The following is a 22,203-nucleotide window of genomic DNA, read 5'->3' as shown; positions in this document are numbered from 1 at the left end:
CAATCGGGGCATACTCCGATCTTGGATCCAGCTGCGGAAACAACCCAACCGTGATCAACGGTGAGCGCGACACCCAGTACTTTGACCCCTGGACCGGGCGACCATTTCGATTTCGTTCGCATGCCCGCCCATAGCCAAAACCTCGCTAACGGCGAATGAACCACACAAAGTGAGGAAGAACCCGGTTAAGTGCCATCCGACACTTGTGAACGATCATAGCAACATCCTTCGCGAACGCCGCTACTGGTATAAGCACCGCCGAAACGGCCATGCAGACGAATTGCCTTCGCTTCATGTCGTACTTCCTCCAGGTACGGCCGCCCCGGTTCTCTCGCCGGAGGCGGCCCCGGCGTCACTTCACCTGGGTGACGGTCAGCTTGCCATTGACGCGGTCGGCGACAAACTCAACCGTCGCGCCTTCCTTCATCTTGCCCAGCATAGCCTCGTCCGGCACAACGAAGACCATCGTCATCGCCGGCATGTCGAGGCTCTTCAGCTCTTCATGGATGAGCGTCACCTTCTTGGCTTTGCTATCGACCTTCTTGACTGTACCTTTTGTGAACTCTTGGGCAAACGCACCAGCGGCGGCACCCAAGGTCAAGGCAGCGGCAATCGCTAATTTGAGAATGATTTTCATTGGGACGTTCCTTTCGTTGCTTACTTCTTGGCGACGGTGACGTCGCCGTGCATACCGGCGTCGTAGTGACCGGGAACGAGGCAGGCTACCTTGAAGACGCCGTCGTTCGTGAACTTCCAGACAATCTCACCCGACTTGCCTGGCTCGAGCCGGATCGCGTTCGGATCGTCGTGCTCCATCTCCGGGAACTTCTCCATGAGCGCCTTATGCTCCATGACGCCCTTCTCATCGTCGAGGACGAACTCATGATCGAGCTCCCCTGCGTTCTTGATTGTGAAGCGGATGGTCTGTCCCTTGCGGACCTTGAATTCGCTAGGCGTGAAGATCATCCGACCGTCTTCGGTTTCCTTCATGGTCACCCGGATTGTCTGCGTGGCCTTGGATTTCTCTCCCGGCTCTCCCACGGCCATGGCCTCGCCATGTCCCCCGGCATGGTTTCCGGCCGCGAGTGCGGGCGTTGCGAGGGTGGCCAGAAGCAGGCCAAAAAATGCGTTTCTCATGCGTTTTCCTTCGTTCATTGGCTGACCTGCGGTCAGCCGTGGTTGGTGTGCTTTGTCGGGACCTGCGTCTTCGCATCATTGGCCGTGGCCGGTTCGGGGAGAGCTCCCGTCCATTCCCAAGCCTGCGTGCCGGGCGGATTTTCGTACCAGCCCGGATCGCTGTAATCGCCCGCCGAGATTCCCTCGCGGACCTTTACCACCGAAAACATGCCACCCATTTCGATAGGGCCATGCGGTCCCCACCCGTTCATCATGGGAACCGTGTTCTCCGGGATCTCCATCGACATTTCACCCATGTCCGCCATGCCTGCGGTACCCATCGGCATGTACTCGGGCCGGAACTGCCGGATCTTCTTGGCGACCTCTTTTTTGTCGACGCCGATGAAGGTCGGGATATCGTGGCCCATGGCGTTCATGGTGTGGTGCGACTTGTGGCAGTGGATCGCCCAGTCGCCGACATACTTCGCGTCGAACTCGTAGGCCCGCATTGCGCCGACCGGGATGTCGATACTGACCTCCGGCCAGCGCGCCTCCGGCCGAACCCATCCACCATCCGTGCAGGTGACTTCGAAGTCATAGCCGTGCATGTGGATAGGATGGTTGGTCATCGTCAGGTTGCCGACGCGCACGCGGACCCTGTCGTTCTTCGAAACCACAAGCGGGTCGATGGCGGGAAAGACGCGGCTGTTCCAGGCCCAGAGGTTGAAGTCCGTCATTTCCATGATGCGCGGGACATAGGAGCCCGGCTCGATGTCAAAGGCATTCAGAAGGAAGACGAAGTCGCGGTCGACCGGCATGAACTTCGGGTCCTTGGGGTGAACCACGAAGAAGCCCATCATGCCCATCGCCATTTGAACCATTTCGTCCGAATGCGGGTGGTACATAAAGGTGCCAGACTTCACGATGTCGAACTCATAGACAAACGTTTTCCCGACCGGGATGTGCGGCTGAGATAACCCGCCAACGCCGTCCATGCCCGATGGCAGGATCATACCGTGCCAGTGGATGGTCGTGTGCTCTGGCAGCTTGTTGGTGACGAAGATCCGCACGCGGTCGCCTTCGACGGCCTCGATTGTCGGTCCTGGAGACTGTCCGTTGTAGCCCCAGAGATAGGCGGTCATGCCTTCCGCCATCTCGCGCTCGACCGGCTCTGCCACCAGATGAAATTCTTTCACCCCGTTGTTCATCCGGAACGGTAGGGTCCAGCTGTTGAGCGTCACGACCGGGTTATAGTCAGGCCCGGTGGATGGCCTGACTGGCGTTTGGGTCGCTGCCGAATCCATCAGCGCGGCTTCCGGCAGGCCCATGTTTGAGGTCTGTCCCCATGCCTGGGACGAAACCAACGCCGCTCCCGCCGCGCCGGCGCCAAGTAACTGTCTTCTGCTAAACATCATGTTTTCCTTTTCAATGCCCGCCGCCTTCGGCCGCTTCCGCCGAGGCGACCTCGGTCTCACCGGAAGGCGCACCGGCACTTCCGCCATACAGAGCGGGTGCAAGGTTTGCCTCGGCCAGCCAGAAGTCTCTCTTTGCGTTGACTGCGAGGAGGGTTGAATTGATGCTGTCACGACTATCCGAGATCAGCTCGAAAGTGCTTGTGAGCATGCCGTTGTAGGTCAGGAGTGACTGCTCGTCGATGGCGTTGCGCAATGGCAGAACGTTGTTTCTGTAGTGGCGCGCAATGTCATAGTTCGCCCGATACGCCTGATAGGCGGAGCGCGCTTCGGAGCGGACGTTAACTGCCAGCTCCGCAAGCTGGTTTGCCGCCCGCATGTATGCAAGCTCGCCCTTGCGAAGCCGTGCTTGGCCCGAATCGAAGATCGGGATCGTGAACTCCAAAGAGGCCGTTCTGGAAACCTCCGACACGATTCCATGATCTTCACGCTCGCGCTCCTTCTCCACTGTCCCAACCAGCTCGATATCCGTCACAAACCTGGTGGCATCATCTAGCTTGTAGGACTGGGCAAGGGCCTGTAGCTCGAGGCGCGCTACTTGGAGGTCCATCCGCTTGTGGATAGCTTCAGCTTCAATGTCGTTACGCTTTATCAAAGCCTTTGGTAGCGACGGCAGCCGGTTGGGTATCTGGAACTCGATATCGGTCCCGGACAGCCCCATCAGTCGGATTAGTTCTTCCTTCGCCAGCCGTGCAGAAAGTTTCGCTTTGGCGGCATCAGCCGTCAGCTCAGCATAGAACACGTGCTCTCGGGCCTGATTACCCTTGGGCATCGAACCTGCTTCCCCGAGCTTCTGGGTGAGATCCGAAGCGGCTTCTGCCGCCGCACGAGCGCGGTTTAGATAGGCCACATTTTCCCATGCTGCGACGGCGTTGACCCATGCACGACGAGTGTCTGCCGCAAGCGATATGGTGGCTAAGGCCGCGTTGAGCTGGGCCTGACGGAACCGCGTCTCTGCTAGTTTGATGTTCTTGTCGTAGGTGGCAAGGGCGAGGATGTTTGCCGCGATGGCTCCTTCCAGGACCCTGTAGGCTTCCAGTCCGGGCGTGCCGATACCGGAAAGGCCGACTGAGAACGTGGGAAACACCGAAAGCTGGGTCTGCCACGCATCAGCAGCACTGTCACCAAGATCCGAATAGGCGGCTTGCAGACCCTTGTTGTTGAGAAGTGCAACCTGAACTGCGGTCTCGACGTCAATCGTCTTTTTTGCCATCAGCGTCTTGACGCGGTCGCGAACCACTTGCGCATGCTGCTGGTTCTGGACCCACACCGTCTGCTTTCCGGTTGCTTCTCCAGCTTTCAGGGAAGCACTAAGGAACCCGGCATCTTTGGCAGAGTAGCTGGTCGATACGCAACCTGCAGCAAACAGCGGCAACGCCAATGTGGACAGTATCTTGATTTTCCGGCCGAGCATTATGCTCCTCCCTTCGGAGCTTGAGCGTCGTTGAGGCCGCGCCACGGTTTGGGGTCTACGGGTACCCTGTGGGTGTATGCCCCTATAGGGCTCTGATACCGGACCGGACGCACGTCGGTCACGGAATCAGGGTAGCCTGCCGATGCTACGACTTCGGGCAGAGTGGAAGCGCATCCGCTCGCAAAGAGCGGAAAGGCAACCACGAGAAACGTAAGCTTCATGTGAAAATCCAAGAAAAAGCAGTCGCAATGGTACCCAGCGTTAGCGCGCGTGAAGGTACGGCAATACCCGCATAGCGGGGAGCTCCATCTCAGATGTTAGGCGGGCGATGAAGGGCGGGCGATTCGCCGAATGTTCTCACGTCGTTCATGTAGTCCGTGATGGACTCGACCTGAGGATGGGCAAATTTCGGCATCGCGCAAGTGATCGCAAACACGCCACAGTAGTCCTGGCAACAGGTCTTCGATGAGCTGCCTTTGCTTGCTTCGTCACCTTGATCGGCATGAAGTCCATCTTCCAGCAGAACATGGTGCTTGTGAGCACCATGTGATGAATGGACATTCTGGATCATTGAAACAGAGGCTGAAGAAGATGAGGGGTGCATCGCAGCATTGACAGCGGAAATGCTGTAGCCAGCCAGTGATAGAACTACCACCAGTCTGACGATCAACAGCATCGCTCTCGATGTGATTCTCGACATCCCACTCATTTCCCCAGAATCGCCAGAAGAGACCCTTGTCAATGGACCGGCTTCCATAACGCCAGCTTCACGTCGTGTGTGTGGCACAAGGACAACGCCGCAGCCTTGCCCTGGTGCCGATCCGGAGGAGCGAGCTTGCGAGCCGCGCCTGAAACTAGCTACTGCGGGCGTGCAGCGCCCTGGTAGTAGTCCCCGCTGTTCAAGGTCGGTTCCGGGCTCGAAAGCGGGGCTTGGTCATGCGCGCGGGCAATGGAGCCGGTATGACCGTAATCCCGAGCTGCGCCTTCCTGGGCCCCATTCCGAGACTGAGATCCGATACCTTCGTAGTAGGTGCCCTCCTGGGCAACTGCAACGGTGGCAAATGAGATCGAGGCAAATGTTGCGGCGAGGGCGAGAGAGAACTTTGTCATGTGTTTTCCTGTCTGTTTGAAAGAAGCGCCAGCCCTATGACGGGCGCAAAGTTGCCGCATGTGCGAAGATGAAGTCGCCGCATCTGCGGACAAGCAGTCATTCGCTCCCTGGGAAAGGACCAAAGACCTGCCGTAGCTAATCGCTCAGCGATCGTCGCGAGAGCGGTTTTTTCCCCACTGTGCCCGGGGATCGGAGATCGAGACGGTACCGTATTTCGCGTTCGTCCGCTCAACCGCCCCGCTGGGGAGCACCCGGAAGGTTACGTCCGGGTTGGAGACTGACGTAGCGGTGTCACCGGCCGATGCATGGCCCTGAACGATTCCATCGAGAGGGCTGAAGGTCGCGTTCATGCCGCTGTTAGCACTGGCCGCCGAAGCGGTGGCGGCAAAGGCAATGAAGGCAAACGCCATGGTGAGCTTCATGATCTATTCCTTGTTCAGGCTGCGTGGTGCAGCGAGAACAAGATAGGCGGCCACGTTCTCAACGGTTTTTCGTGAACTTTACAAATTTGTCAGATTTCTTTCCATTGGACGGACAGCAGACATTCGCCGCAACATTGCCGGAATTTCCGGGCTTCAGGGACCATGGGCCGGGTGATTGTCACCTGTCGCGCGAGGCGCAACAAACATGAAAATTCTACTCATTGAAGATGATGAGAAGACAGGAGTCTTCATCGTGAAAGGGTTGTCCAGCGCGGGCCACGTGGTGGATTGGACACGCGAGGGGCGCGAGGGCCTTTCCGCTGGTCTTGATAGTTCCTACGAAGTGATGGTGGTGGACCGGATGCTCCCGGGCTTGGACGGCCTTACCCTCGTCAAGAGCCTAAGAGCAGCTTCGGTTAAGACCCCCGTCCTGTTTTTGACCTCCATGGGAGGGGTCGATGATCGTGTAGAGGGCCTGGAGGCTGGCGGGGACGACTACCTCATCAAGCCGTTCGCTTTCTCAGAGCTCGCCGCCCGCATCAACGCGCTCGTCCGCCGGCCCCCAATTGCGGCCGAAAAGACGACGCTTCGGGTCGGGGACCTTGAACTGAACCTCGTGAAAAGGAGCGCCCAGCGAGCCGGACAAAACATTGAGCTGCTGCCTCGGGAATTCACTCTTCTGGAACTGCTGATGCGAAATGAGGGCCGGGTGCTGACCCGAACCATGCTTCTTGAGCGGGTGTGGAACTTCAACTTCGATCCTCAAAGCTCCGTCGTCGAAACCCACATCAGTCGACTAAGGGCAAAGATCGACAAGCCTTTCGATGCACCCTTGCTTCACACGGTCCGCAACACTGGCTACGTCGTTCATGCGCGACGCTAGCTTCTTTAAAAGTACAGCGACGCGGCTCGCTATAATCTACACCTGCCTCTTCGTACTCTCCTATCTGAGCGCCAATGTGGTGGCCTACCAGATGGTTTTGGGGTATCTCAACGAACGCTTGAACGACAATGTCATGGAGCGTTTCCGGGAGATCGAAACGGCCTACGAGGCTCGAGGTATCGCCGGAGCTGTAGAGATGGTGGAAAGCCATGGGCCGGCGATCCGGGGAGAGGAGACAATCTACTCCCTAAGGGATCCTGCTGGCGAAAAACTTGCGGGAAACTTCGAGATCGGCACAGTTCCCCAAGGTTTCTCAACCCTCACACCTTCCGATGAGGCTGAAAGTAGATCTCATTACATGGTTTATCGAGGGCAGCTGGGCGGACACCAGCTGGTGGTGGGCGCAAGCTCCGGGGACACTGATCAACTGGCGAGGATCGTGCTTATCAGCTTTGGCTGGACGACTGCGGTAGTGTTTGCCATAGGGCTTGGTGGTGCTGCCATATCCACCTTTCGGAGCCGAAGCAGGATCGCAGCACTCTCAAGAACGGCGCACGAGATCGGACACGGCGAACTCTCAAAACGATTGCCAGTCTCGCCTCGTATGGATGAGATCGACATCTTGTCGACGGAGGTCAACGTAGCCCTCTCTCGTTTAGAATTGAGTGTAGAAGCATTAAAACAGGTCTCTACGGACATCGCTCACGACCTGAAGACGCCCATAGGCCGGACATTTCTGACCCTCGACGATGCCCTCGGGGCCAATACTCTCGATGAGGCCAAGGGCGGGATCGAAGCTGGACTAGCCGAGCTTCGGTCTGTCGCTGACACTTTCGACGCAGTTCTCAGGATCGCGCAAATCGAGTCGCGCAGCAGGACCGCCAAGTTTCAGCCGGTTGATCTCAAGGTTTTGGTACGTGATATCTATGAAACATACGACGTCATTGCCTCTGACGAGGGTTACCGCTTGGGGCTGCAAGAACCAGCGGCTGGCTGTTGGATAAATGGCGATCCTGATCTGATCAGGCAGCTTCTGGCAAACCTTCTGGCCAATTCGATGCGTCATACCCCTTTGGGCTCCTCGATCTTGATTGACCTTGCAAGACAGGAGGATGCAGTTGTCCTTAGCGTATCTGACAACGGCCCAGGGATACCGCCGGAAGAACGGGGGCGGGTGCTCGACCGCTTCTACCGCCTGGAGAAGAGCAGGACCACAGTAGGCTCGGGGTTAGGGCTCAGTATGGTGAAGGCGATCGCTGAGCTCCACGGTGCGCAGGTTGAACTGGCTGACAACTCCCCAGGACTGCGTGTAAGCGTGGCTGTTTCTGCAAGCTCCGCCAAGAGCCTTGAAAAGAAGCCTGAGCTTTCACTTGTGTCCGAAGCTCCCAGCTAGAAGCGGTTATAAAGGGTATTGGAAACTTTTCCTGCCTTCTGATGTTTCCGCTCCACATCCTGGAGCTGCGGCATGTTCAACTGGAACATAATCAGATCGGGTCTTCGAATGACCGCCGCGTTGTTGGTGATGCTCAACCTGTTCGGGATGCATCCAGCTTTTGCCACGTCGTTCGAAGAGTGTGGCACCATTTCCGGAGCTCACGACCACGACCCTACCGATGATTCTGGAATAGCAGGTTGTTGCGGTGACGTTCATTGCTGCCCAACGCTAGCAAGCGCCGGCAGAGCCTGACGTCCCCTTGGCGATTCGTTTCCAGCCTCAATCCTTCACGCAGACAACGCTGCCTCTGCGGCTAGCTGTCTCCATCGACCCGCCTCCACGAATTTCTTTTGTCTGAGATAGTCAACCATCCAATCAAACGGAGTTCGATCATGAAAAAGATTCTCAAAGCCGCGTCCGCTACACTGGTTTTCTTCGCTACTACGACCGTCATGCCGCTAACCGCATCAGCCGAGCTAACTTTCCCGGAGAAATGCAAGTCTGACATGTCTATGCCAGCAGGTTTGGGCGGGCACGACATGAGCATGCCCGGTATGGCCGACATGCACGACCATCAAAAGGAGTCGATGGAAGGCATGAAGGCGATGAGCACGAACATGATGCACGGCATGATGAAGGAGGATGCCGATGTCGCCTACGCCTGCGCTATGATTGCTCACCACATGGGTGCGATTAGCATGGCAGAAGTCGAGCTAAAGCATGGCGACAATGACGAGACCAAAGCGAATGCCCAAAAGGTTATCGAGGAGCAGACGAAAGAGATCGAGGAGCTGACTTCCTGGGTCGAGAAGGAGGTGAAGTGATGCATCATACTTCTTCCGAGATGCAGACTTGCATCGACGCTTGCCTCGCCTGCTACAGCGAGTGCACCTCGATGGCGATGGGTCACTGCCTTGAGGCGGGCGGTCAACATACGGAGCCGAAACACTTCAAGCTCATGATGGCTTGTGCTGAAATCTGCCGGACTTCCGCGCATTTCATGCTGCTCGGGACTGAGCACCACAAGCACATATGCCGTGAGTGCGCTGAAATCTGCAGACAGTGCGCAGACGACTGCGAAGGGCTTGGCGACATGGAGAGCTGCGTCGACGCCTGCAGGAAGTGCGCAGATAGCTGTGAGAAAATGGCGGCCTGATACTGACGGGGGGGTGGGGACATCCTCCCCGTCAAGGTATCGGCGGGCGCTATCGGAACATGCTTTGGTCCCAAGCTGAAAGGGCAACATCTGGTTGGCGTTCAGCGACAACCCTAAGTCATCGGATATGAACGCTGCTAAAACGGTGGCGACGGCGGCCGCCAGTCTGATCGTCGCAGTCGCAGCGCTGGCGGCCCCTGCTTGGGAGCGCCAGCTCGACATGAAGGCAATGGCGGACGCTGCCAAGCTTATCGAAGAGATGTTCAGCGGCAAAAGACCGTACAGCCAGAAAGACTTCCAGGTGGCCGCCGAGACAATCCAGGAGCGATCCGGCGAGCGATTGTCCGAGAGTTATCGAAACGAACCTCCTACGGGTGATTCTAAAGCCAATTCCGATGCCATCGCGGCGTCGGCAGAGGAGTTCGAAAGGATGGCCCGCGAACTGGAGCTCTATGCTTCTGCTCTTGTGACAGCGGCAGAACAGAACCAGGGTGAACTGGGGCCGGAGACAAGAATGAAGGGCAGCATGCTCCTTGGCAGTCCCTTTGGGCGCAAGGCGCATGTGTTACGAGACGCGGCTAGTGTTCCTGCAGAACACGCCTTCCATATGATGTTGCAGACATGCACCTCGTGCCACCAGCGGTTCCGCCTCCCACAACGTTAGAAGATCCATCCAACGAGGTCTCATTATTCTGGACGGCGTCTACCGCTCATGGCTTTTTTGAGACTGGTAATTTTACTGGGGTTAAGTGGCATGCAGGAGGGGCGTTTTTGGTTTGAATTGCGTTGGCAGGTTCGCTTCAGGCTGTCGGAAAGGTCACGAACACCGGAGCAAACCCGCCGCCTGGCGTCCTGAAATTCGTGGTCTGGCCTTGATAGAGGCGCGCGGCTACCAGGAGCACCTGTCCGTGATAGGTATAGAGCCTGACGTCCATCTTGCGCGCCTGGAATGCGTCGTCGATCCTGATCATTCGCTCGCTGGGCTTGACCAGAGTCTGGGCGACGTAGCCACCCCGCCCGATCTCTGCCCAGACGCCTTTCGTCACCTTGTCGCCGCGATACACCGCCTTTCCACCATGACCGCCCGTCGGCTTGAAGAACAGGCCCTTACGCGATTTCCAAAGATCCTCGGCATTCTCGGGAGTGACAAGGACTGTGCGCGGGACAGATTTGAGGTGGGCCAGATGTGTCGGTTCCAATCCCCAAACTTTGAGCATAGCCGGATTGGACAGCAGCGACAGGTTCCGTTTGTCGGCGAGCAGCGCGTGGTTGTGCGGATTCGGCGTGACGACCACTGCACCGTCCCGGTAGGCGTCGCGTAGCGCCTTGTGCTCCGGCTGATTGAACGCGAAATCGGTGACCCGGTTGTAGACAAGGTCGATCGGCTTCCCCTCGTGGCTGAGCCGACCGGCTTCAAGGCGAAGTTGGCTGGCGTCCGCGATGACCGCGTCCACGCCGCGAGCGGCCAAAGCTTGCCGCGCCAGCACGAACTCAGGATAGAGATACTATTCACCCGGCCTGTCGTCGACTATGGCAATCCGACGTGCGGCACCGGTTCCGCGCTGACGCATCCATTCGTCCTGGAACATGCGAAACGCCACGTCCTCAAAGGCATGCGGGTTAAGCGGCATGTCCATCTCGGCACAGCAAGCACGCTGCGCCCTTGCAAGAAGGGCGTTGAGGAACGCCCCCCCGGCGTTGGTATTGATCTCGATCAGCCGGGGGCCGTCTTCGCCGAGATGGAAATCGTAGCCCATCAGGGCACCAATCGGGCCGTGATCCTCCCACGAGATTTTGGGGGCCCAAGAAAGTACCGCGGCCTTGTAAGCGGCAAGCCGGGCCGTCGTTTCAATCGATGCGACCACGCCCTCCATCTTGGCAACCTCGCTGGCCGAGATGAAAACCGGAACGTTCGAAAACAAATGAGCCTTTGGGCGGATGAACGTCTCGCAGAATTCTGGATCGCCAGCCTCTTGCTCCAGTGCCCCGCACAGCGATCGACGGTCGAGCGTGACGCAGAAGCAGTTGTGGTTGAGCCGGTCCGAGAGGGTTTGAGCCGGATTATAGGACGAGGAGTTCACTTTGCTCATCGCTCGCGACACCATGACCGCGTCGAGAACAGACGCGCCTTGAGCCCGAGGGAAGCATGGAATCTGTTGATCATCGGTTCCCCAATGTTTCGACCAAACCGATGCCGAGCGTTGCATTGGTCTTGGCGATCGATTCTTCCGCATGGCTGATCGTCCCGGTCAATGCTCGGATCGCGTCGATCGTCTCCGGAATGACAATCGCTTGATTATCGACCATGTAAGCGTAGAACAGCTCATCTCCTTGGACTTTCAGCATGTCCGACCACAGCGCCACTTCGTAGAGGTTGTCATGAGGGCGACCGAGATCGGCCATGAGTTCCTTGACCGTGTTGAGGCCCGACAATCCGGCATCCATGCGGATCAGAGCGATCCGAGAGGATGCGGAGAAGGCGTCGAGAACCTCCTCCCCTGAGGTAGGTCGAGTCAGTTGCACCGACCAGTAGTGTAAATGCGCCAGCGTCTCCGGAACCTTGACCGCCATAGTGATCACATCGAGGTCCGGGTCGACGCTCTGCGCGTCCGGTCCCTGATGGCTCGGAATCTCGGGCTCGGGCACGAGCGTGTTCATGATCCCGCCGAGGTGACTTTCCCAAGGGTCCGTCGCGCGGCGCAGCAGCGTCCCGCGTGCACGGCGAAGCAAGCCCGCGTGCTTCAACACTGTGAGGGTTCTGACGATAGAGGTGGTGTTACAGGAGACGACGCGCGTGCTGTCCCGGTTAAGGGCGGTCGCATAGCTGGCTTCAGCGACGAAGGAATGTCCGGTCACTTCGTGTTTCTCGCCGCCTTGGACGATGAACTTGATGCCCCCTTGTCGATAGATTTCGACGTTCAAAGCCGCGATCCGCTTCGGCGTGCAGTCAACCACCAGATCGCTCGCCGCGAGCAGATCATCGAGATTCCCCGCGATATCCAGACCTGCTTTCTGCATCGCCTCCGCATGCTGTGCAGTGGCCCCATGAAGGCGAAAGCCCTTCTGAACTGCGATGCGTGACCGCCAGTCGACGCTGATATCCGCTACCCCGGCGAGCTCCATATCGTCCTGCAGGGCCACAGCGTCGGCGACGCGCTTTCCAATCACGCCGTAGCCGTTGACGGCAACCCGGATCTTTCTTGCTGGGCTCATCTGCTTCTCCTTGCCTCGAGAGCGCTCCACAATGGTCGCTGCGGCTTATGCCGCCCGCCGTCCCCGTTTAACTGATCCATTAGTCAGGCAAAGCTGGTGCGGTTCCGTCCTAACGACAATGTTCGGCGAACATCTCGGATGGCGACTGCATCACCATGGCCTTGTCGATGATCATAGTCGAGTCGTTTACGTCGCTAGGATGAAGCAGCGCCTCGCTGCACCAGAAATATTCCAGTCAGCACCAGGAGGATACCCGTGGCTTGGATTGCCTCGAACCGCTCGCCGAAAAAAGCCGCGCCGACCCCGAGCCCGAAGATCGGCACCAGGAACGTGAACGCGTTTGCCTGACTGAGCGTGACTCGCTCCAGCGACTCGAACCAGAGCCAGGATGCAAGCGCCGATCCGAAGACCGCAAGAGCCAGGAGGACGAGAAGGAACTCCGGCGACCACGTCAGCAGCGAGACATCTTCCCTCAATATGGACAGCAGAGCCAAGGGTGCCGCACCGACGAGCGACTGGAAACCCATCGCCATGATGGGATCGACCTGGCCCGTGAGGCGCTTGATGGCGACATTGCCGATGGAAACACCGGTGGCGGCTAGCAAGACGTAGGCGATGCCTTGGGAGTAGCCTCGGGCGTTGTCTCCGGCGATGCCCGGCCACGCGACCACCGCGATGCCTGCCAAGCCGACGGCCAGCCCGATCCTTCCAGTCGCTTTGAGACGTTCTCCCAAGAAGACATACGCGAGAACCGCGGCAAGGATTGGCTGCACGTTCGCAATGACGGTCGCCAGTCCCGGCGAAACGAACTCGGCCGCATGGAACATGCCAAGGAAACCCATAGTTGTCGCCCCCAGCCCGACCACGACGATCAGGAACCAGGAGCGTGCGCCAACGGGTATCGGACGATGACAGAAGGCTCCGAGTGCAGTCAGGCATACGCCGGCCAGCGCGGCGCGCAGAGCTGCAAAGGCAAGATGCGGCGCAAGGTCAAGGCCAATGGTGATGAGGGGAAAGCAGGTGGCCCAAAGGACCATGACCGCCAAAAGGCGGACGGTAGCGCCGATGGTCATTGCTCATGCCCCAAGTTTCGCCCCTTGCATGGAACTGGCAGTTTCATTCGAGAGTAATCCGTCCTATCATTGTCAAATTGATCCAGATCAGTGTGGACGCTGCAACGCCATCATACATGGAGGGCCGCAGAAAGTCCGTTGGACACGGCAAGGAACAGCATGTCGCAGGCAAATACTTGGCAGTGCAGAAAGGGCCCGTGTCGTGCGACGCGGGGCCTGAAGCGCTGGCTGGTGCTGCTGTTGGTGCTCGCCTTCTCGACGACGAGTCATGCTTATGTTCCGATGGGCGACCATGCCGCGCCGGCAACATCGCTTTCGATCGAGATTGCGTCCATTGGTCAGGACGTGACTGCGGAACCGGATTGCGGCAGCCATGGCGATGAAGCCCAAGGTTCAACCTGTTGTACCGGCAGCGTCTGTTCCTACTTCCTCACGCCGGTCTCGGCGGGAGGAAGTAGCACGGAAACGGTCACTGAAGTCGTGGCGCGCTTTTCCGATGATGTTCATCCCGGCCGCGCACCGTCGCCCGGTTTGCACCCCCCGAGTCTCTCCGCGAACGTTTGATCCCGCACGCCTCTCCCGGCGTGCCGGACTGATCCGACCGGTCCCGCCGGTCCGGCCCTGCAACGTTTCCGAGAGTATTCTGCCATGAACCATCCGTCAAATTGCCACTTTCCAGCATCCACCAACGCCGCAGGCATGATCGGCGCGGCTTCTTCGCTGCTGTTGTCGGTGCCTCTCCGTCATGAGGCTGCAGGATCATGACCCAGCACGATCAATCATCCGCCGAGCCAAAGACAGACGAGAACCGGCGGCAGCCGTTTCTGAAGACATCAACAGGACTAGCGATCTGCGTATTTCTCGCCGTTGGTGGCATTCTTCTTGTTTTCGAGCACAGGGTTCACCTTCTGGGAGCCTGGCCGCTCTTGTTCCTGCTGGTCTGCGGCGGCATGCACTTCTTCATGCATCGAGGGCACGGCGGCCATGGTGGTCACGGTGGTGGTAGCGATGAACGGTGATGTCCCCGCCTACGGCCTGTGGTTTCTGGCGGCCCTGAACGCGGGCATCTTCATCCTGTTCGCCTTCAGCTTCTTCAAACCCGCCACGACGCGCGACTGGCGCTCGCTCGGGGCCTTTTCGGCCTTCATCGTTGCCCTGTTCGCCGAAATGTACGGGTTCCCGCTGACGCTCTATCTGCTGGCAGGCTGGCTCGGCAGCACCGTTCCGGCTTTCGACCCGCTCTCGCACGATGCAGGCCACCTTTGGCCAGCCCTGTTCGGCTGGTCGATGAATCCGCATTTCAGCCCGTTCCATCTGCTGAGCTACATCTTCATTGGCGGCGGTTTCATGCTGATCGCCGCCGCCTGGCGGGTGCTGCACGATGCGCAGAAGAAAGGAATTCTCGCGACGACCGGCCCATACGCCCGATTGCGGCATCCGCAGTATGTCGGCTTCGCGCTGATCATGATCGGATTTTTCCTGCAGTGGCCGACACTGGTGACGGGTCTGATGCTGCCAGTCCTTCTGGTGATGTACTGGCGTCTTGCCAAAAGCGAAGAGCGCGAGGTGGAGGAGGCATTCGGCGACCAATACCGCCGCTATGCCAGTGAGGTTCCGGCTTTCCTGCCGAGGATCGGCGGCCTGCTCAATTCGAGCGGGCGGTGATCTCTATTTCCCAATCAACCAAGGAGTACGAAACATGAGAACGCGAAACTTCCCGGCCGCCCTGTTTGCCGGCTTGCTTCTGCTTGGGACCGTGACGTCGGTCGCGGCTCAGACGGATCCACAGGAGCATGACACTCACCATCCCGCAGAAACGTAGCCATCGCCGCCGGCGCCCGCGACGCCAGGTGACGAGCAGCCGACGGCCGCACCTGGAGGCATGCCGGGCATGGGCATGATGACGCCAGAGATGATGCAGATGATGCAGCGCATGATGGGTCAGGGAGGAATGCCCGGCATGATGGAAGGCATGGCTGGTCAGACAATGCCTGAGGGTGATGCGGGTCCAGGCATGACAGGTCAGATACCAATGTCAGGCATGATGATGTGCCCGATGATGCGAATGATGATGAGCGGTCAGGCTGGAATGGGCATGCCCGGCATGATGGGTGGCCAGGGCATTCTCCTCGGAACGCCGCATGGCACACCGGAGGAGATGACGGAGGACCGCGTCCGCGATTTGCTGGAGCAGCAACTGACAAACCTTGGCAATCCCCGTCTGAGGCTCGGCGAGATCGGCACCGCGCCTGACGGGAGCATCACTGCGGAGATCGTGACCTTGGATGGCTCGCTTGTCCAGAAGCTCGCCGTCAACCGCTATCCGGGTCTAGTCCGGCAGATAGCCGAATAGACGCGGGGACACGTGACTACTGGTAATGGCGCCCTCCAAAGGAGAACACGATGAAAACAATCGCAATCGACGTCGGCGACTTGCTGACAGTGTTGGGACAGGACGAAGTGGGACGGCGGATCGGCGAGGTGCCGGGCGTTGAAAGCGTTTCGGTGGATCACGAGACCGAAAGAGCCACGGTCCGTTACGACGAAACCCGCATCAAGGTTGCCGAGATCAAGTCCTTGGTGCAGCGGTCCGGGCGCGTCGCCGAGCCGCCTGCTGCTTCAACCGTTGAGGGTCACGACGGCCATGCAGCGGCAGAAGCGTTGCCAGCTAAGTCGGAACCCGCACCCAGCCATTCGGGCCACCGGTCCCATAATAAGCACGAAGGCCACTCCCCTTTGATGTTTCGGGACCGCTTCTGGCTCTCGCTCGCTCTTACTGTGCCGGTCGTTATCTGGTCCGCCCACATCCAGGAACTACTCGGCTACCGGGCACCGGAGTTTCCCGGATCGGACTGGATCGGTCCCGTGCTCTCCACGGTGGTCTTCCTCTATGGGGGTCTGGTCTTCCTCCAAGGCGCGCTGCGAGAACTTCGGTCCCGCCTGCCGGGAATGATGACCCTCATCTCGCTCGCCATCACGGTCGCCTTCCTCTTCTCATGGGTCGTTCAGCTCAGGCTGATCGAGGCGGATGCGCTCTGGTGGGAGCTGGCCACGCTGGTCACGATCATGCTCCTCGGCCACTGGATTGAAATGCGGTCCATTAATCAGGCGGAGGGGGCACTGAAGGAACTGGCGAAGCTCCTTCCGGATACCGCGACGAGGATCACCGACGGGGGCGAAGAGAACGTCGCCGTCAGCGCGTTGCGCAATGGCGACCTGGTGCTCGTTCGCCCCGGCGAGAGCATCCCCGCGGACGGTTTGGTGCGAAAAGGGGAGAGCGACATCGACGAGGCGATGATCACCGGGGAGTCGAGGCCGGTGAAAAAACGGGAAGGCGACGAGGTGATCGCGGCCACGATCAATGGCGAGGGATCGCTGCGCGTCGAAGTGACCGGGACAGGCGACAAGACCAAGCTGTCCGGCATCATGCGTCTTGTGGCCGATGCGCAAACTTCCAAATCCAGAGCGCAGCACCTGGCAGATCGGGCAGCCCGGCTTCTGACCGTCGGAGCGATCGGGGCTGCCGTCGTCACCTTCGGGGCGTGGCAACTGGCAGGGGCGGCGATTGATTTTTCCGTGGTGCGGATGGTTACAGTGCTGGTGATCGCCTGCCCACACGCTCTCGGGCTGGCTGTGCCGCTGGTGGTGGCCATATCCACGACGCTCGGGGCCCGCAATGGACTTCTGGTGCGGGACCGGCGCGGGCTCGAGGAGGCGCGCGATCTTGACACTGTGGTTTTCGATAAGACGGGAACATTGACGCTGGGCGAATTCCGGGTCGTCGCCATGTCCGTCGCGGAGAGCCTGGCAGAGGACGAGGCCCTTCGCATCGCTTCCGGCATCGAAGCTGAGTCCCAGCATCCGATCGCCCGGGGGATCGTGAAGACCGCTGAAGACAAAGACATCGCGGTTCCGTCCGCCGACGCATTCCGCGCGATCACCGGTAAGGGCGTTGCGGCAACGATCGACGGCGTGGAGTATCATATGGGCGGTCCGGCGCTGCTCAGGGCCGAAGATGTTCAGGTGCCGCCGGCGCTTCTGGAGGCCGCCGGGGCGGCGGCCGACCGTGGGCAGGCGGCGATCTATCTCGTCCGTTCCGGCAAGGCCCTGGCCGTGTTCGCCGTGGCGGACGCGATCCGCGAAGAGAGTCGCGAGGCCATCGCGGCGCTGCACGAACGAGGGATCGAGGTCGCCATGTTGACCGGCGACGCGCAGGCCGTGGCCGATGCCGTCGCCAAGGAACTCGGAATTGACACCGTGTTCGCGGAAGTGTTGCCCGAGGACAAGGCGTCCAAGATTCGCGAGTTGCAGGCGCAGGGCAAGAAGGTGGCGATGATCGGAGACGGTGTGAATGACGCGCCGGCTCTTGCGACGGCCGATATCGGGATAGCGATCGGCGCCGGGGCCGACGTGGCCGTCGAGGCCGGGCATATCGTGCTGGTGCGATCCGACCCTCGTGACATCCCCCGGATTATTACGCTGAGCCGGGCGACATACCGCAAGATGACTCAGAATCTCTGGCTGGCGGCAGGCTACAACATCTTTGCCATTCCGCTCGCCGCCGGTGTGCTCGCGCCGTGGGGCATCCTGCTCACACCTGCCGTGGGGGCGGTGCTCATGTCGGCGAGCACGGTCGTCGTTGCGATCAACGCGCAATTGTTGAAGCGGGTCAAACTGTGAACTCGTCCGCCAGCTCCTCGACTCAGTCCTGCATCCTCTGCCCCCGGGACTGCGACGCCGTGCTATTCGATCTTGATGGCGTCCTGACGAGGACGGCGGCCGCTTTGGATGCTATGCACCGCGGGGCCGCCTTGGGGATCGAGGGCGGTGTAGCGCCGGAAGGACCGCCTCGCGCAAAGCAGATCGTCATCCTGAGCGGAGTTAGCCTGGCTCACAATGCCGGCCTGCGGCAGGCGGAAGACGGAGCCTGGGAAATCCATGGCGATCCCACCGAAGCTGCGTTTCTTGTGGCTGAGCGCAAGCTCGGCGTCGAGGACCGCCGCCAGGAACGCTTCGAGCGTATCGGTGCGACCCGTTTAGCTCCGACCGCAAGGTGATGTCGACCATCGAGCGCGACCACGAGCATGGCGGCGAACGTATCCCCATCACAAAGGGCGCGCCCGCCGTGCTGATGCAGCATTGCAACCGGATCCGGATTGGCATGGACGTGGTCCCGCCCGACGAGGTGCAGAGAGCACACGCGCACGCCGATGTAGAGCGCCTGTCGGACGAGGCGTCGCGCACCCTGGTGGTCGCCTATCGGCCGCTGGGAGCCGACGAAGACCCGAAAGCGAGCGAGACGCTGGAGCGCGACCTGATTTTCGTCGGCACGGTGGGCATCATCGACCGTCGCGCGAGGAAGCGGCGGTCGCGATAGCGGAGGCTCGCCGCGCCGGCATCGGGGTGACGATGATCACCCGGTGACCGTCCACGCACCGCATCGCGCATCGCCGCTCTGCTGGGCATCGTCGAGAACGGGACGAAGGCGCTGACCCGGTCGAAATGGACGATGCTGGTTCCGCGGCCGCGGTTTGCACGACATCGGTCTATGCCTGCGTGGCGCCGATGCATAAACTACGCATCGCCGATGCGCTGCAGGCCGACGGCAATGTGGTGGCAATGACTGGCGTCGGCGTCAATGATGCCCCAGCGTTGAAGGCAGCCGATATCGGCGTCGCCATGGAGATCACCGGGACCGAAGTCACCAAGGGGGCGGCCAAGATGATCCTGGCCGGCGACAATTTTGCCGCCATCGTCGATCGCGGGTCGCGAGAGGCGCGGCCTTTTCGACAACATCCGCAAGTTTCTCCGCTATCTGGTGTCGTCCACATGGGCAAGGTTCTGACCGTGTTCCTCGGTGTCGTCGGGGCCGGCGTGATCGGGCTGGTCGAGGGCTCGCAGAGCCTTGATCAGGCACGCACGGCCGGGTTGACCGTGCTGTTTATCGCCCAGCTCTTCAATTGCTACCGTGCGCGTTCCGAAACCACCAGCGCTTTCGGCCATCTCTTTGCGGACCGGTGGCTGCGGGGGGCAATTGGCATATCATTCCTGCTCCAGGTCGCGGTCGTCAATTTCGGCCCGCTCAATGTGGCGTCCGGACCAGTCCTCCTGCCGCTCGAGCAGTGGCTGGTCTGCGTCGCGATGGGCAGCAGCGTCCTTTGGTCCAGTGAGAGCAAACGGACGCTGCGGCGGCGGAGAGGTTAACTGGCGGTGTAGGAATGTACAGACTTGCGAGAGATCCTTCCTCTTGAGCCAAAAGGGCGAGAAGGATGAATTGATGCACAAGTTCAGGCGCGACGTAGACCAAAAGCCTCAGGTGCTGGTACAAAGCATCAGTCCGGGTCTGGTGACTCGAATGCCTGTTTTGCTTCGCGTTCTCAGTATTGCTGCGACTGCCGCCGTGTTATGAGTGAGCGGTAGTCTGTGCGTCCAAGTCTCGCCGACTTCGGTCTGACCGGTCGGAGCACCTATCGCCAGACTTGCGCCGGAAACCAAGCACGGCCTGCCAACCTGAAAAATTCAAAGAGGAAAATTGGATGTGTCTGTCAGCTCAGGTCAGCTTTGCCGCCAGCGTGTTTCTGGTAGGCGGCGGCACGGCGATCACAATCATCGCTGCGCGGAAAAACTGGCGCTATGTGCCGATGGCCCTGATGCCGCTGTTTGCGGGACTACAACAATTTATGGAGGGCAATGTCTGGCTAGGAATGACCGGGGGCAATCCGTTTCAGGTGCTCTGGGGGGCACTCGGGTTCATTTTTTTCACCTGGTTCATGTGGCCGATCTGGGTGCCGTTTTCAATGTACGTAATTGAGCCCAATCACAGCCCGCGCAAACCGTTGTTCTTGATCTTTTCACTGATCGGGCTGGTGTTCGGCGTTCTGCTTTATGTCCCGCACGGACTGCATTCCGAAATGGTGGTGGTCGAGATCAACAACCAGTCGCTGGCTTATGAAAAATCAATCTGGCTGGATTACCTGATGCCCCGCACACTGACCAATGTGATCTATGTCTTGCTGATCATCGTGCCCCCCGCCATGTCCCACTACCTGCATCTGCGCCACTTCGCGCTGTCACTCGTAGCTGTTGTGGTGATCGATATGACCTTGCTGACTTACGCTTATATATCGTTTTTCTGCCTGCTCGCCGGGCTAGCCACCTTGCATCTGGTCTACATCATCCTGAGGAACAAATGCGCTCGGGAATGTCCGGAGCTTTTCCCGGAAATGGCGCCGTCCAAAGCGTGGCTTTGATAGGCGCTGTCCAACGGTTGAACGTAAGACCGTATGTCCGCCTCTACCGGTGAGGTGGCTCGTCCGACACTGCGCGCGTCCGAGGGTTGCTTGGGCGGGCCGATCCGATCCTTATCACAGGAGGACGAGCCGTGGCAGATTATAGAGAAGCATTTGTCGGTATCGATGTTGCAAAGCTGAAGAACGCCCCGGCGATTGCGGACGACGGCCGGGAGGGATAGGTTTGTTTCTTTGGCGAGGGGACCAGCACCCGCCGAGCTTCAACCCGCTGACGGGCACGCCAAAGACACCGATCCTGGCCATGGAATGACCAACCGTCCGGCGAGCGACGGTTCTACCCTGAACTGCTTACCCTCAGTCCCGAAGCGAACGCAGCTCAGCCAGTTAAGGCTCCTTGGCGATTGTGGCATATTGGTAGACCCAGCCCCCGCCGTTTGCACCCAGATCGAGCTCGGAGAAATGCCGTCGTGCAGACCGGCAGCTGGGGCGTTCAGGTATTCGGGCACGCCACTGCGCGCCCAGGAGGGGGCGGTTCCGTTCACGAGATCACGCAGACAAAGGACACGCCAAAAGAGAAGCCACCCACCACCTTCGACTTCGGGACTGTCAGCATAGAGGTTGTGAGGGCTAGGTGACCTAGTCCTCAACGACCTGCGGAGCCTAACCCGGATAGTTGGTTGAAAACGATGATGTGGACGTTGGAGAGGTCGGGAATAGCATCGAGTGGAAGCCTGCGCAGCGCGTAAATGTCTCCCGCAATGGAGAGCGCCGCACCGACAAAGATGTCTCGGCTCATAGTGGACGAGCTGGTAAACCTTACAATCGACCGGTGATGGCGACGCCGGAATCCGCAAGTTCATCAAAAACCGCTCTGGCGTCGACGACCTCATCAATGTGATGCACCCCCGGCACCGCCGCTATAACGAGTAGTGGCCCAATTACAAAAGCCGCCACATCCGGATTGGCGTCATATTGGGGCTCGGTTATGCCCACGGCGAAGCGGCAATTCTCTGGATCCTGAGCAACGCAAGCAGTTCCAAGATCGCTGATCGAATGACCGACACGATCGGGAGGCTTCGGTCCCATGCTTGTCGGGCGCCTCCCTCACATCTGCTCAACAGCCGATCCATACTGACTATGGCCCGGACCTCCAGAGCAGAAATGCAGCGGCAATCAGCGCGACGACGAACATCGACGCGATGAAGATCAAATAATCCCCGCTGATGACGACGTTGCTGTAGGCAAACCGTCCGAAGGCGAGGAGGATACCCGCGGCTGTCCCGTAGCGCAGCCATTTGGTGTCCCCTGCAAAAGTCGAAAAACCTATCCCGATGATCACGATGCCGAAGCCGGTGATGAAGCCGCCCCATGTCCGAAAGACGATACCGAGTCAATCGAGGAACGGCTGAGGCAACGTCGCCTCGTCGAGGCCGGCGAACCGAATATCCTCGGGAAGCATTGCGGGACGCATGCCCAGGAAGTAGACGCCGGTTCCCAAGGTGAGCACGCCCAGGATCGTCTCGTTTGGCAGTTAACCGCAAGAATCTGCCTCAACATTTTCAATTAGATAGCGCGGCGCCTAATTTGATACACGGCAGTTAATCTGAGAATGTCGCATGGAATATGGCATCTAACTTGAGAAACAGCGGGCCACGACG

The 22,203-nt window shown here is 59.4% G+C and carries 29 protein-coding genes and 1 pseudogene; 15 read left to right on the top strand and 15 right to left on the bottom strand.

Annotation, left to right across the window (positions count from 1 at the left end):
* Positions 1–352: 352 nt before the first annotated feature.
* The 8 genes from FN060_RS19060 to FN060_RS19030 all read right to left on the bottom strand — a co-directional run bounded on the left by FN060_RS19060 (position 353) and on the right by FN060_RS19030 (position 5,535).
* Complete coding sequence (locus FN060_RS19060) at positions 353–637, bottom strand: copper-binding protein (protein ID WP_142589607.1); 285 nt, start codon at positions 635–637, stop codon at positions 353–355.
* A 20-nt stretch (positions 638–657) separates the two neighbouring features.
* Positions 658–1,137: a cupredoxin domain-containing protein gene (locus FN060_RS19055; RefSeq protein ID WP_142589606.1), complete on the bottom strand. Its 480-nt coding sequence runs from the start codon at positions 1,135–1,137 to the stop codon at positions 658–660.
* Between the two features lie 32 nt (positions 1,138–1,169).
* A complete protein-coding gene (locus FN060_RS19050; RefSeq protein ID WP_142589605.1) occupies positions 1,170–2,528 on the bottom strand; it encodes a multicopper oxidase family protein in 1,359 nt (452 codons plus the stop codon).
* Between the two features lie 13 nt (positions 2,529–2,541).
* Positions 2,542–4,002 (bottom strand): TolC family protein, encoded by a 1,461-nt coding sequence (locus tag FN060_RS19045; protein ID WP_077546210.1) that lies wholly within the window; start codon positions 4,000–4,002, stop codon positions 2,542–2,544.
* Entirely contained in the window at positions 4,002–4,223 is a 222-nt protein-coding gene (locus tag FN060_RS23255) for a hypothetical protein (protein WP_077546211.1), read from the bottom strand. The genes FN060_RS19045 and FN060_RS23255 overlap by 1 nt, the downstream gene beginning before the upstream one ends.
* An 89-nt stretch (positions 4,224–4,312) precedes the next feature.
* Entirely contained in the window at positions 4,313–4,702 is a 390-nt protein-coding gene (locus FN060_RS19040; RefSeq protein WP_142589604.1) for a hypothetical protein, read from the bottom strand.
* 158 nt (positions 4,703–4,860) lie between these two features.
* Entirely contained in the window at positions 4,861–5,112 is a 252-nt protein-coding gene (locus tag FN060_RS19035; protein ID WP_077546213.1) for a hypothetical protein, read from the bottom strand.
* 144 nt (positions 5,113–5,256) lie between these two features.
* The gene (locus tag FN060_RS19030) at positions 5,257–5,535 is read right to left on the bottom strand and encodes a hypothetical protein (RefSeq protein WP_142589603.1); all 279 of its coding nucleotides are present in this window, start codon (positions 5,533–5,535) and stop codon (positions 5,257–5,259) included.
* A 205-nt stretch (positions 5,536–5,740) separates the two neighbouring features.
* Here FN060_RS19030 and FN060_RS19025 point away from each other — a divergent pair, with 205 nt between their 5' ends.
* The 5 genes from FN060_RS19025 to FN060_RS19010 all read left to right on the top strand — a co-directional run bounded on the left by FN060_RS19025 (position 5,741) and on the right by FN060_RS19010 (position 9,673).
* Positions 5,741–6,418 carry a winged helix-turn-helix domain-containing protein gene (locus FN060_RS19025; RefSeq protein ID WP_077546215.1) on the top strand — a complete coding sequence of 226 codons (678 nt, stop codon included), beginning with the start codon at positions 5,741–5,743 and terminating at the stop codon, positions 6,416–6,418.
* The gene (locus FN060_RS19020; RefSeq protein WP_142589602.1) at positions 6,405–7,811 is read left to right on the top strand and encodes a sensor histidine kinase; all 1,407 of its coding nucleotides are present in this window, start codon (positions 6,405–6,407) and stop codon (positions 7,809–7,811) included. The genes FN060_RS19025 and FN060_RS19020 overlap by 14 nt, the downstream gene beginning before the upstream one ends.
* 434 nt (positions 7,812–8,245) lie before the next feature.
* A complete protein-coding gene (locus FN060_RS19015; protein ID WP_142589601.1) occupies positions 8,246–8,677 on the top strand; it encodes a DUF305 domain-containing protein in 432 nt (143 codons plus the stop codon).
* On the top strand, positions 8,677–9,009 hold the full coding sequence (locus FN060_RS23250) for a four-helix bundle copper-binding protein (RefSeq protein ID WP_142589600.1): 333 nt from the start codon (positions 8,677–8,679) through the stop codon (positions 9,007–9,009). Before FN060_RS19015 ends, FN060_RS23250 begins: the two co-directional genes overlap by 1 nt.
* 94 nt (positions 9,010–9,103) lie before the next feature.
* Positions 9,104–9,673: a cytochrome c gene (locus FN060_RS19010; RefSeq protein ID WP_244665880.1), complete on the top strand. Its 570-nt coding sequence runs from the start codon at positions 9,104–9,106 to the stop codon at positions 9,671–9,673.
* 136 nt (positions 9,674–9,809) lie between these two features.
* Here FN060_RS19010 and FN060_RS23245 read toward each other — a convergent pair whose 3' ends face one another.
* The 4 genes from FN060_RS23245 to FN060_RS18995 all read right to left on the bottom strand — a co-directional run bounded on the left by FN060_RS23245 (position 9,810) and on the right by FN060_RS18995 (position 13,295).
* Positions 9,810–10,463, bottom strand: coding sequence for an ATP-grasp domain-containing protein (locus tag FN060_RS23245; protein WP_244665879.1), 654 nt, complete (start codon positions 10,461–10,463; stop codon positions 9,810–9,812).
* 51 nt (positions 10,464–10,514) lie between these two features.
* The gene (locus FN060_RS23240; RefSeq protein WP_244665878.1) at positions 10,515–11,216 is read right to left on the bottom strand and encodes a hypothetical protein; all 702 of its coding nucleotides are present in this window, start codon (positions 11,214–11,216) and stop codon (positions 10,515–10,517) included.
* The gene (locus FN060_RS19000; RefSeq protein WP_142589599.1) at positions 11,170–12,222 is read right to left on the bottom strand and encodes a type II glyceraldehyde-3-phosphate dehydrogenase; all 1,053 of its coding nucleotides are present in this window, start codon (positions 12,220–12,222) and stop codon (positions 11,170–11,172) included. Before FN060_RS19000 ends, FN060_RS23240 begins: the two co-directional genes overlap by 47 nt.
* 194 nt (positions 12,223–12,416) lie before the next feature.
* Positions 12,417–13,295: a DMT family transporter gene (locus FN060_RS18995; protein ID WP_142589598.1), complete on the bottom strand. Its 879-nt coding sequence runs from the start codon at positions 13,293–13,295 to the stop codon at positions 12,417–12,419.
* A gap of 159 nt (positions 13,296–13,454) precedes the next feature.
* On the opposite strand from FN060_RS18995, the gene FN060_RS18990 reads away from it, so the two are divergent.
* The 10 genes from FN060_RS18990 (at position 13,455) to FN060_RS18960 (ending at position 20,545) form a co-directional block, all read left to right on the top strand.
* Positions 13,455–13,859, top strand: coding sequence for a hypothetical protein (locus FN060_RS18990; RefSeq protein WP_142589597.1), 405 nt, complete (start codon positions 13,455–13,457; stop codon positions 13,857–13,859).
* Between the two features lie 197 nt (positions 13,860–14,056).
* Positions 14,057–14,314, top strand: a complete 258-nt coding sequence (locus tag FN060_RS18985) for a DUF2933 domain-containing protein (protein WP_142589596.1) — start codon at positions 14,057–14,059, stop codon at positions 14,312–14,314.
* Positions 14,304–14,960: a methyltransferase family protein gene (locus tag FN060_RS18980; protein ID WP_142589595.1), complete on the top strand. Its 657-nt coding sequence runs from the start codon at positions 14,304–14,306 to the stop codon at positions 14,958–14,960. Before FN060_RS18985 ends, FN060_RS18980 begins: the two co-directional genes overlap by 11 nt.
* Positions 14,961–14,994: 34 nt before the next feature.
* Positions 14,995–15,117 (top strand): hypothetical protein, encoded by a 123-nt coding sequence (locus FN060_RS23425; RefSeq protein WP_280514347.1) that lies wholly within the window; start codon positions 14,995–14,997, stop codon positions 15,115–15,117.
* A gap of 69 nt (positions 15,118–15,186) precedes the next feature.
* Positions 15,187–15,648, top strand: coding sequence for a hypothetical protein (locus FN060_RS18975; RefSeq protein ID WP_142589594.1), 462 nt, complete (start codon positions 15,187–15,189; stop codon positions 15,646–15,648).
* Between the two features lie 50 nt (positions 15,649–15,698).
* On the top strand, positions 15,699–17,975 hold the full coding sequence (locus FN060_RS18970) for a heavy metal translocating P-type ATPase (RefSeq protein WP_142589593.1): 2,277 nt from the start codon (positions 15,699–15,701) through the stop codon (positions 17,973–17,975).
* A 59-nt stretch (positions 17,976–18,034) separates the two neighbouring features.
* The gene (locus FN060_RS23235) at positions 18,035–18,352 is read left to right on the top strand and encodes a cation-transporting P-type ATPase family protein (protein ID WP_244665877.1); all 318 of its coding nucleotides are present in this window, start codon (positions 18,035–18,037) and stop codon (positions 18,350–18,352) included.
* Positions 18,352–18,672 (top strand): hypothetical protein, encoded by a 321-nt coding sequence (locus tag FN060_RS23230; protein ID WP_232365665.1) that lies wholly within the window; start codon positions 18,352–18,354, stop codon positions 18,670–18,672. Before FN060_RS23235 ends, FN060_RS23230 begins: the two co-directional genes overlap by 1 nt.
* Positions 18,673–18,860: 188 nt before the next feature.
* The gene (locus FN060_RS23225; RefSeq protein ID WP_280514346.1) at positions 18,861–19,499 is read left to right on the top strand and encodes a cation transporting ATPase C-terminal domain-containing protein; all 639 of its coding nucleotides are present in this window, start codon (positions 18,861–18,863) and stop codon (positions 19,497–19,499) included.
* A 332-nt stretch (positions 19,500–19,831) separates the two neighbouring features.
* Positions 19,832–20,545, top strand: coding sequence for a DUF6629 family protein (locus FN060_RS18960; RefSeq protein WP_142589592.1), 714 nt, complete (start codon positions 19,832–19,834; stop codon positions 20,543–20,545).
* Positions 20,546–20,932: 387 nt separating this feature from the next.
* Here the strand turns inward: FN060_RS18960 and FN060_RS23220 are convergent.
* From FN060_RS23220 to FN060_RS23215, 3 genes and pseudogenes are all read right to left on the bottom strand, one after another.
* Positions 20,933–21,341, bottom strand: a pseudogene (locus FN060_RS23220) (CusA/CzcA family heavy metal efflux RND transporter); the annotation flags it as partial.
* 20 nt (positions 21,342–21,361) lie between these two features.
* Positions 21,362–21,631: a hypothetical protein gene (locus FN060_RS18955; protein WP_142589591.1), complete on the bottom strand. Its 270-nt coding sequence runs from the start codon at positions 21,629–21,631 to the stop codon at positions 21,362–21,364.
* Positions 21,632–21,680: 49 nt separating this feature from the next.
* Positions 21,681–21,884, bottom strand: coding sequence for a hypothetical protein (locus FN060_RS23215; protein WP_244665876.1), 204 nt, complete (start codon positions 21,882–21,884; stop codon positions 21,681–21,683).
* Between the last annotated feature and the right edge of the window lie 319 nt (positions 21,885–22,203).

This window comes from Pseudorhizobium halotolerans, from assembly GCF_902153235.2.
Classification (GTDB): domain Bacteria; phylum Pseudomonadota; class Alphaproteobacteria; order Rhizobiales; family Rhizobiaceae; genus Neorhizobium; species Neorhizobium flavum.
The sequence above is the reverse complement of the archived record's forward strand: the minus strand, read 5'-3'. Positions and strand labels throughout refer to the sequence as shown.

Coding starts and splice junctions, on each gene's coding strand:
- FN060_RS18985 (WP_142589596.1), top strand. CDS start 14,057: ATGACCCAGCACGATCAATCATCCGCCGAGCCAAAGACAGACGAGAAC.
- FN060_RS18990 (WP_142589597.1), top strand. CDS start 13,455: ATGTCGCAGGCAAATACTTGGCAGTGCAGAAAGGGCCCGTGTCGTGCG.
- FN060_RS18960 (WP_142589592.1), top strand. CDS start 19,832: ATGTGTCTGTCAGCTCAGGTCAGCTTTGCCGCCAGCGTGTTTCTGGTA.
- FN060_RS18975 (WP_142589594.1), top strand. CDS start 15,187: ATGGGCATGATGACGCCAGAGATGATGCAGATGATGCAGCGCATGATG.
- FN060_RS23240 (WP_244665878.1), bottom strand. CDS start 11,216: ATGCAACGCTCGGCATCGGTTTGGTCGAAACATTGGGGAACCGATGAT.
- FN060_RS19015 (WP_142589601.1), top strand. CDS start 8,246: ATGAAAAAGATTCTCAAAGCCGCGTCCGCTACACTGGTTTTCTTCGCT.
- FN060_RS23225 (WP_280514346.1), top strand. CDS start 18,861: ATGCATAAACTACGCATCGCCGATGCGCTGCAGGCCGACGGCAATGTG.
- FN060_RS19050 (WP_142589605.1), bottom strand. CDS start 2,528: ATGTTTAGCAGAAGACAGTTACTTGGCGCCGGCGCGGCGGGAGCGGCG.
- FN060_RS18970 (WP_142589593.1), top strand. CDS start 15,699: ATGAAAACAATCGCAATCGACGTCGGCGACTTGCTGACAGTGTTGGGA.
- FN060_RS18955 (WP_142589591.1), bottom strand. CDS start 21,631: ATGGGACCGAAGCCTCCCGATCGTGTCGGTCATTCGATCAGCGATCTT.
- FN060_RS18995 (WP_142589598.1), bottom strand. CDS start 13,295: ATGACCATCGGCGCTACCGTCCGCCTTTTGGCGGTCATGGTCCTTTGG.
- FN060_RS19045 (WP_077546210.1), bottom strand. CDS start 4,002: ATGCTCGGCCGGAAAATCAAGATACTGTCCACATTGGCGTTGCCGCTG.
- FN060_RS23230 (WP_232365665.1), top strand. CDS start 18,352: ATGTCGACCATCGAGCGCGACCACGAGCATGGCGGCGAACGTATCCCC.
- FN060_RS19020 (WP_142589602.1), top strand. CDS start 6,405: ATGCGCGACGCTAGCTTCTTTAAAAGTACAGCGACGCGGCTCGCTATA.
- FN060_RS23425 (WP_280514347.1), top strand. CDS start 14,995: ATGAGAACGCGAAACTTCCCGGCCGCCCTGTTTGCCGGCTTGCTTCTG.
- FN060_RS19060 (WP_142589607.1), bottom strand. CDS start 637: ATGAAAATCATTCTCAAATTAGCGATTGCCGCTGCCTTGACCTTGGGT.
- FN060_RS19040 (WP_142589604.1), bottom strand. CDS start 4,702: ATGTCGAGAATCACATCGAGAGCGATGCTGTTGATCGTCAGACTGGTG.
- FN060_RS19055 (WP_142589606.1), bottom strand. CDS start 1,137: ATGAGAAACGCATTTTTTGGCCTGCTTCTGGCCACCCTCGCAACGCCC.
- FN060_RS23255 (WP_077546211.1), bottom strand. CDS start 4,223: ATGAAGCTTACGTTTCTCGTGGTTGCCTTTCCGCTCTTTGCGAGCGGA.
- FN060_RS19035 (WP_077546213.1), bottom strand. CDS start 5,112: ATGACAAAGTTCTCTCTCGCCCTCGCCGCAACATTTGCCTCGATCTCA.
- FN060_RS19000 (WP_142589599.1), bottom strand. CDS start 12,222: ATGAGCCCAGCAAGAAAGATCCGGGTTGCCGTCAACGGCTACGGCGTG.
- FN060_RS18980 (WP_142589595.1), top strand. CDS start 14,304: ATGAACGGTGATGTCCCCGCCTACGGCCTGTGGTTTCTGGCGGCCCTG.
- FN060_RS23250 (WP_142589600.1), top strand. CDS start 8,677: ATGCATCATACTTCTTCCGAGATGCAGACTTGCATCGACGCTTGCCTC.
- FN060_RS19025 (WP_077546215.1), top strand. CDS start 5,741: ATGAAAATTCTACTCATTGAAGATGATGAGAAGACAGGAGTCTTCATC.
- FN060_RS19030 (WP_142589603.1), bottom strand. CDS start 5,535: ATGAAGCTCACCATGGCGTTTGCCTTCATTGCCTTTGCCGCCACCGCT.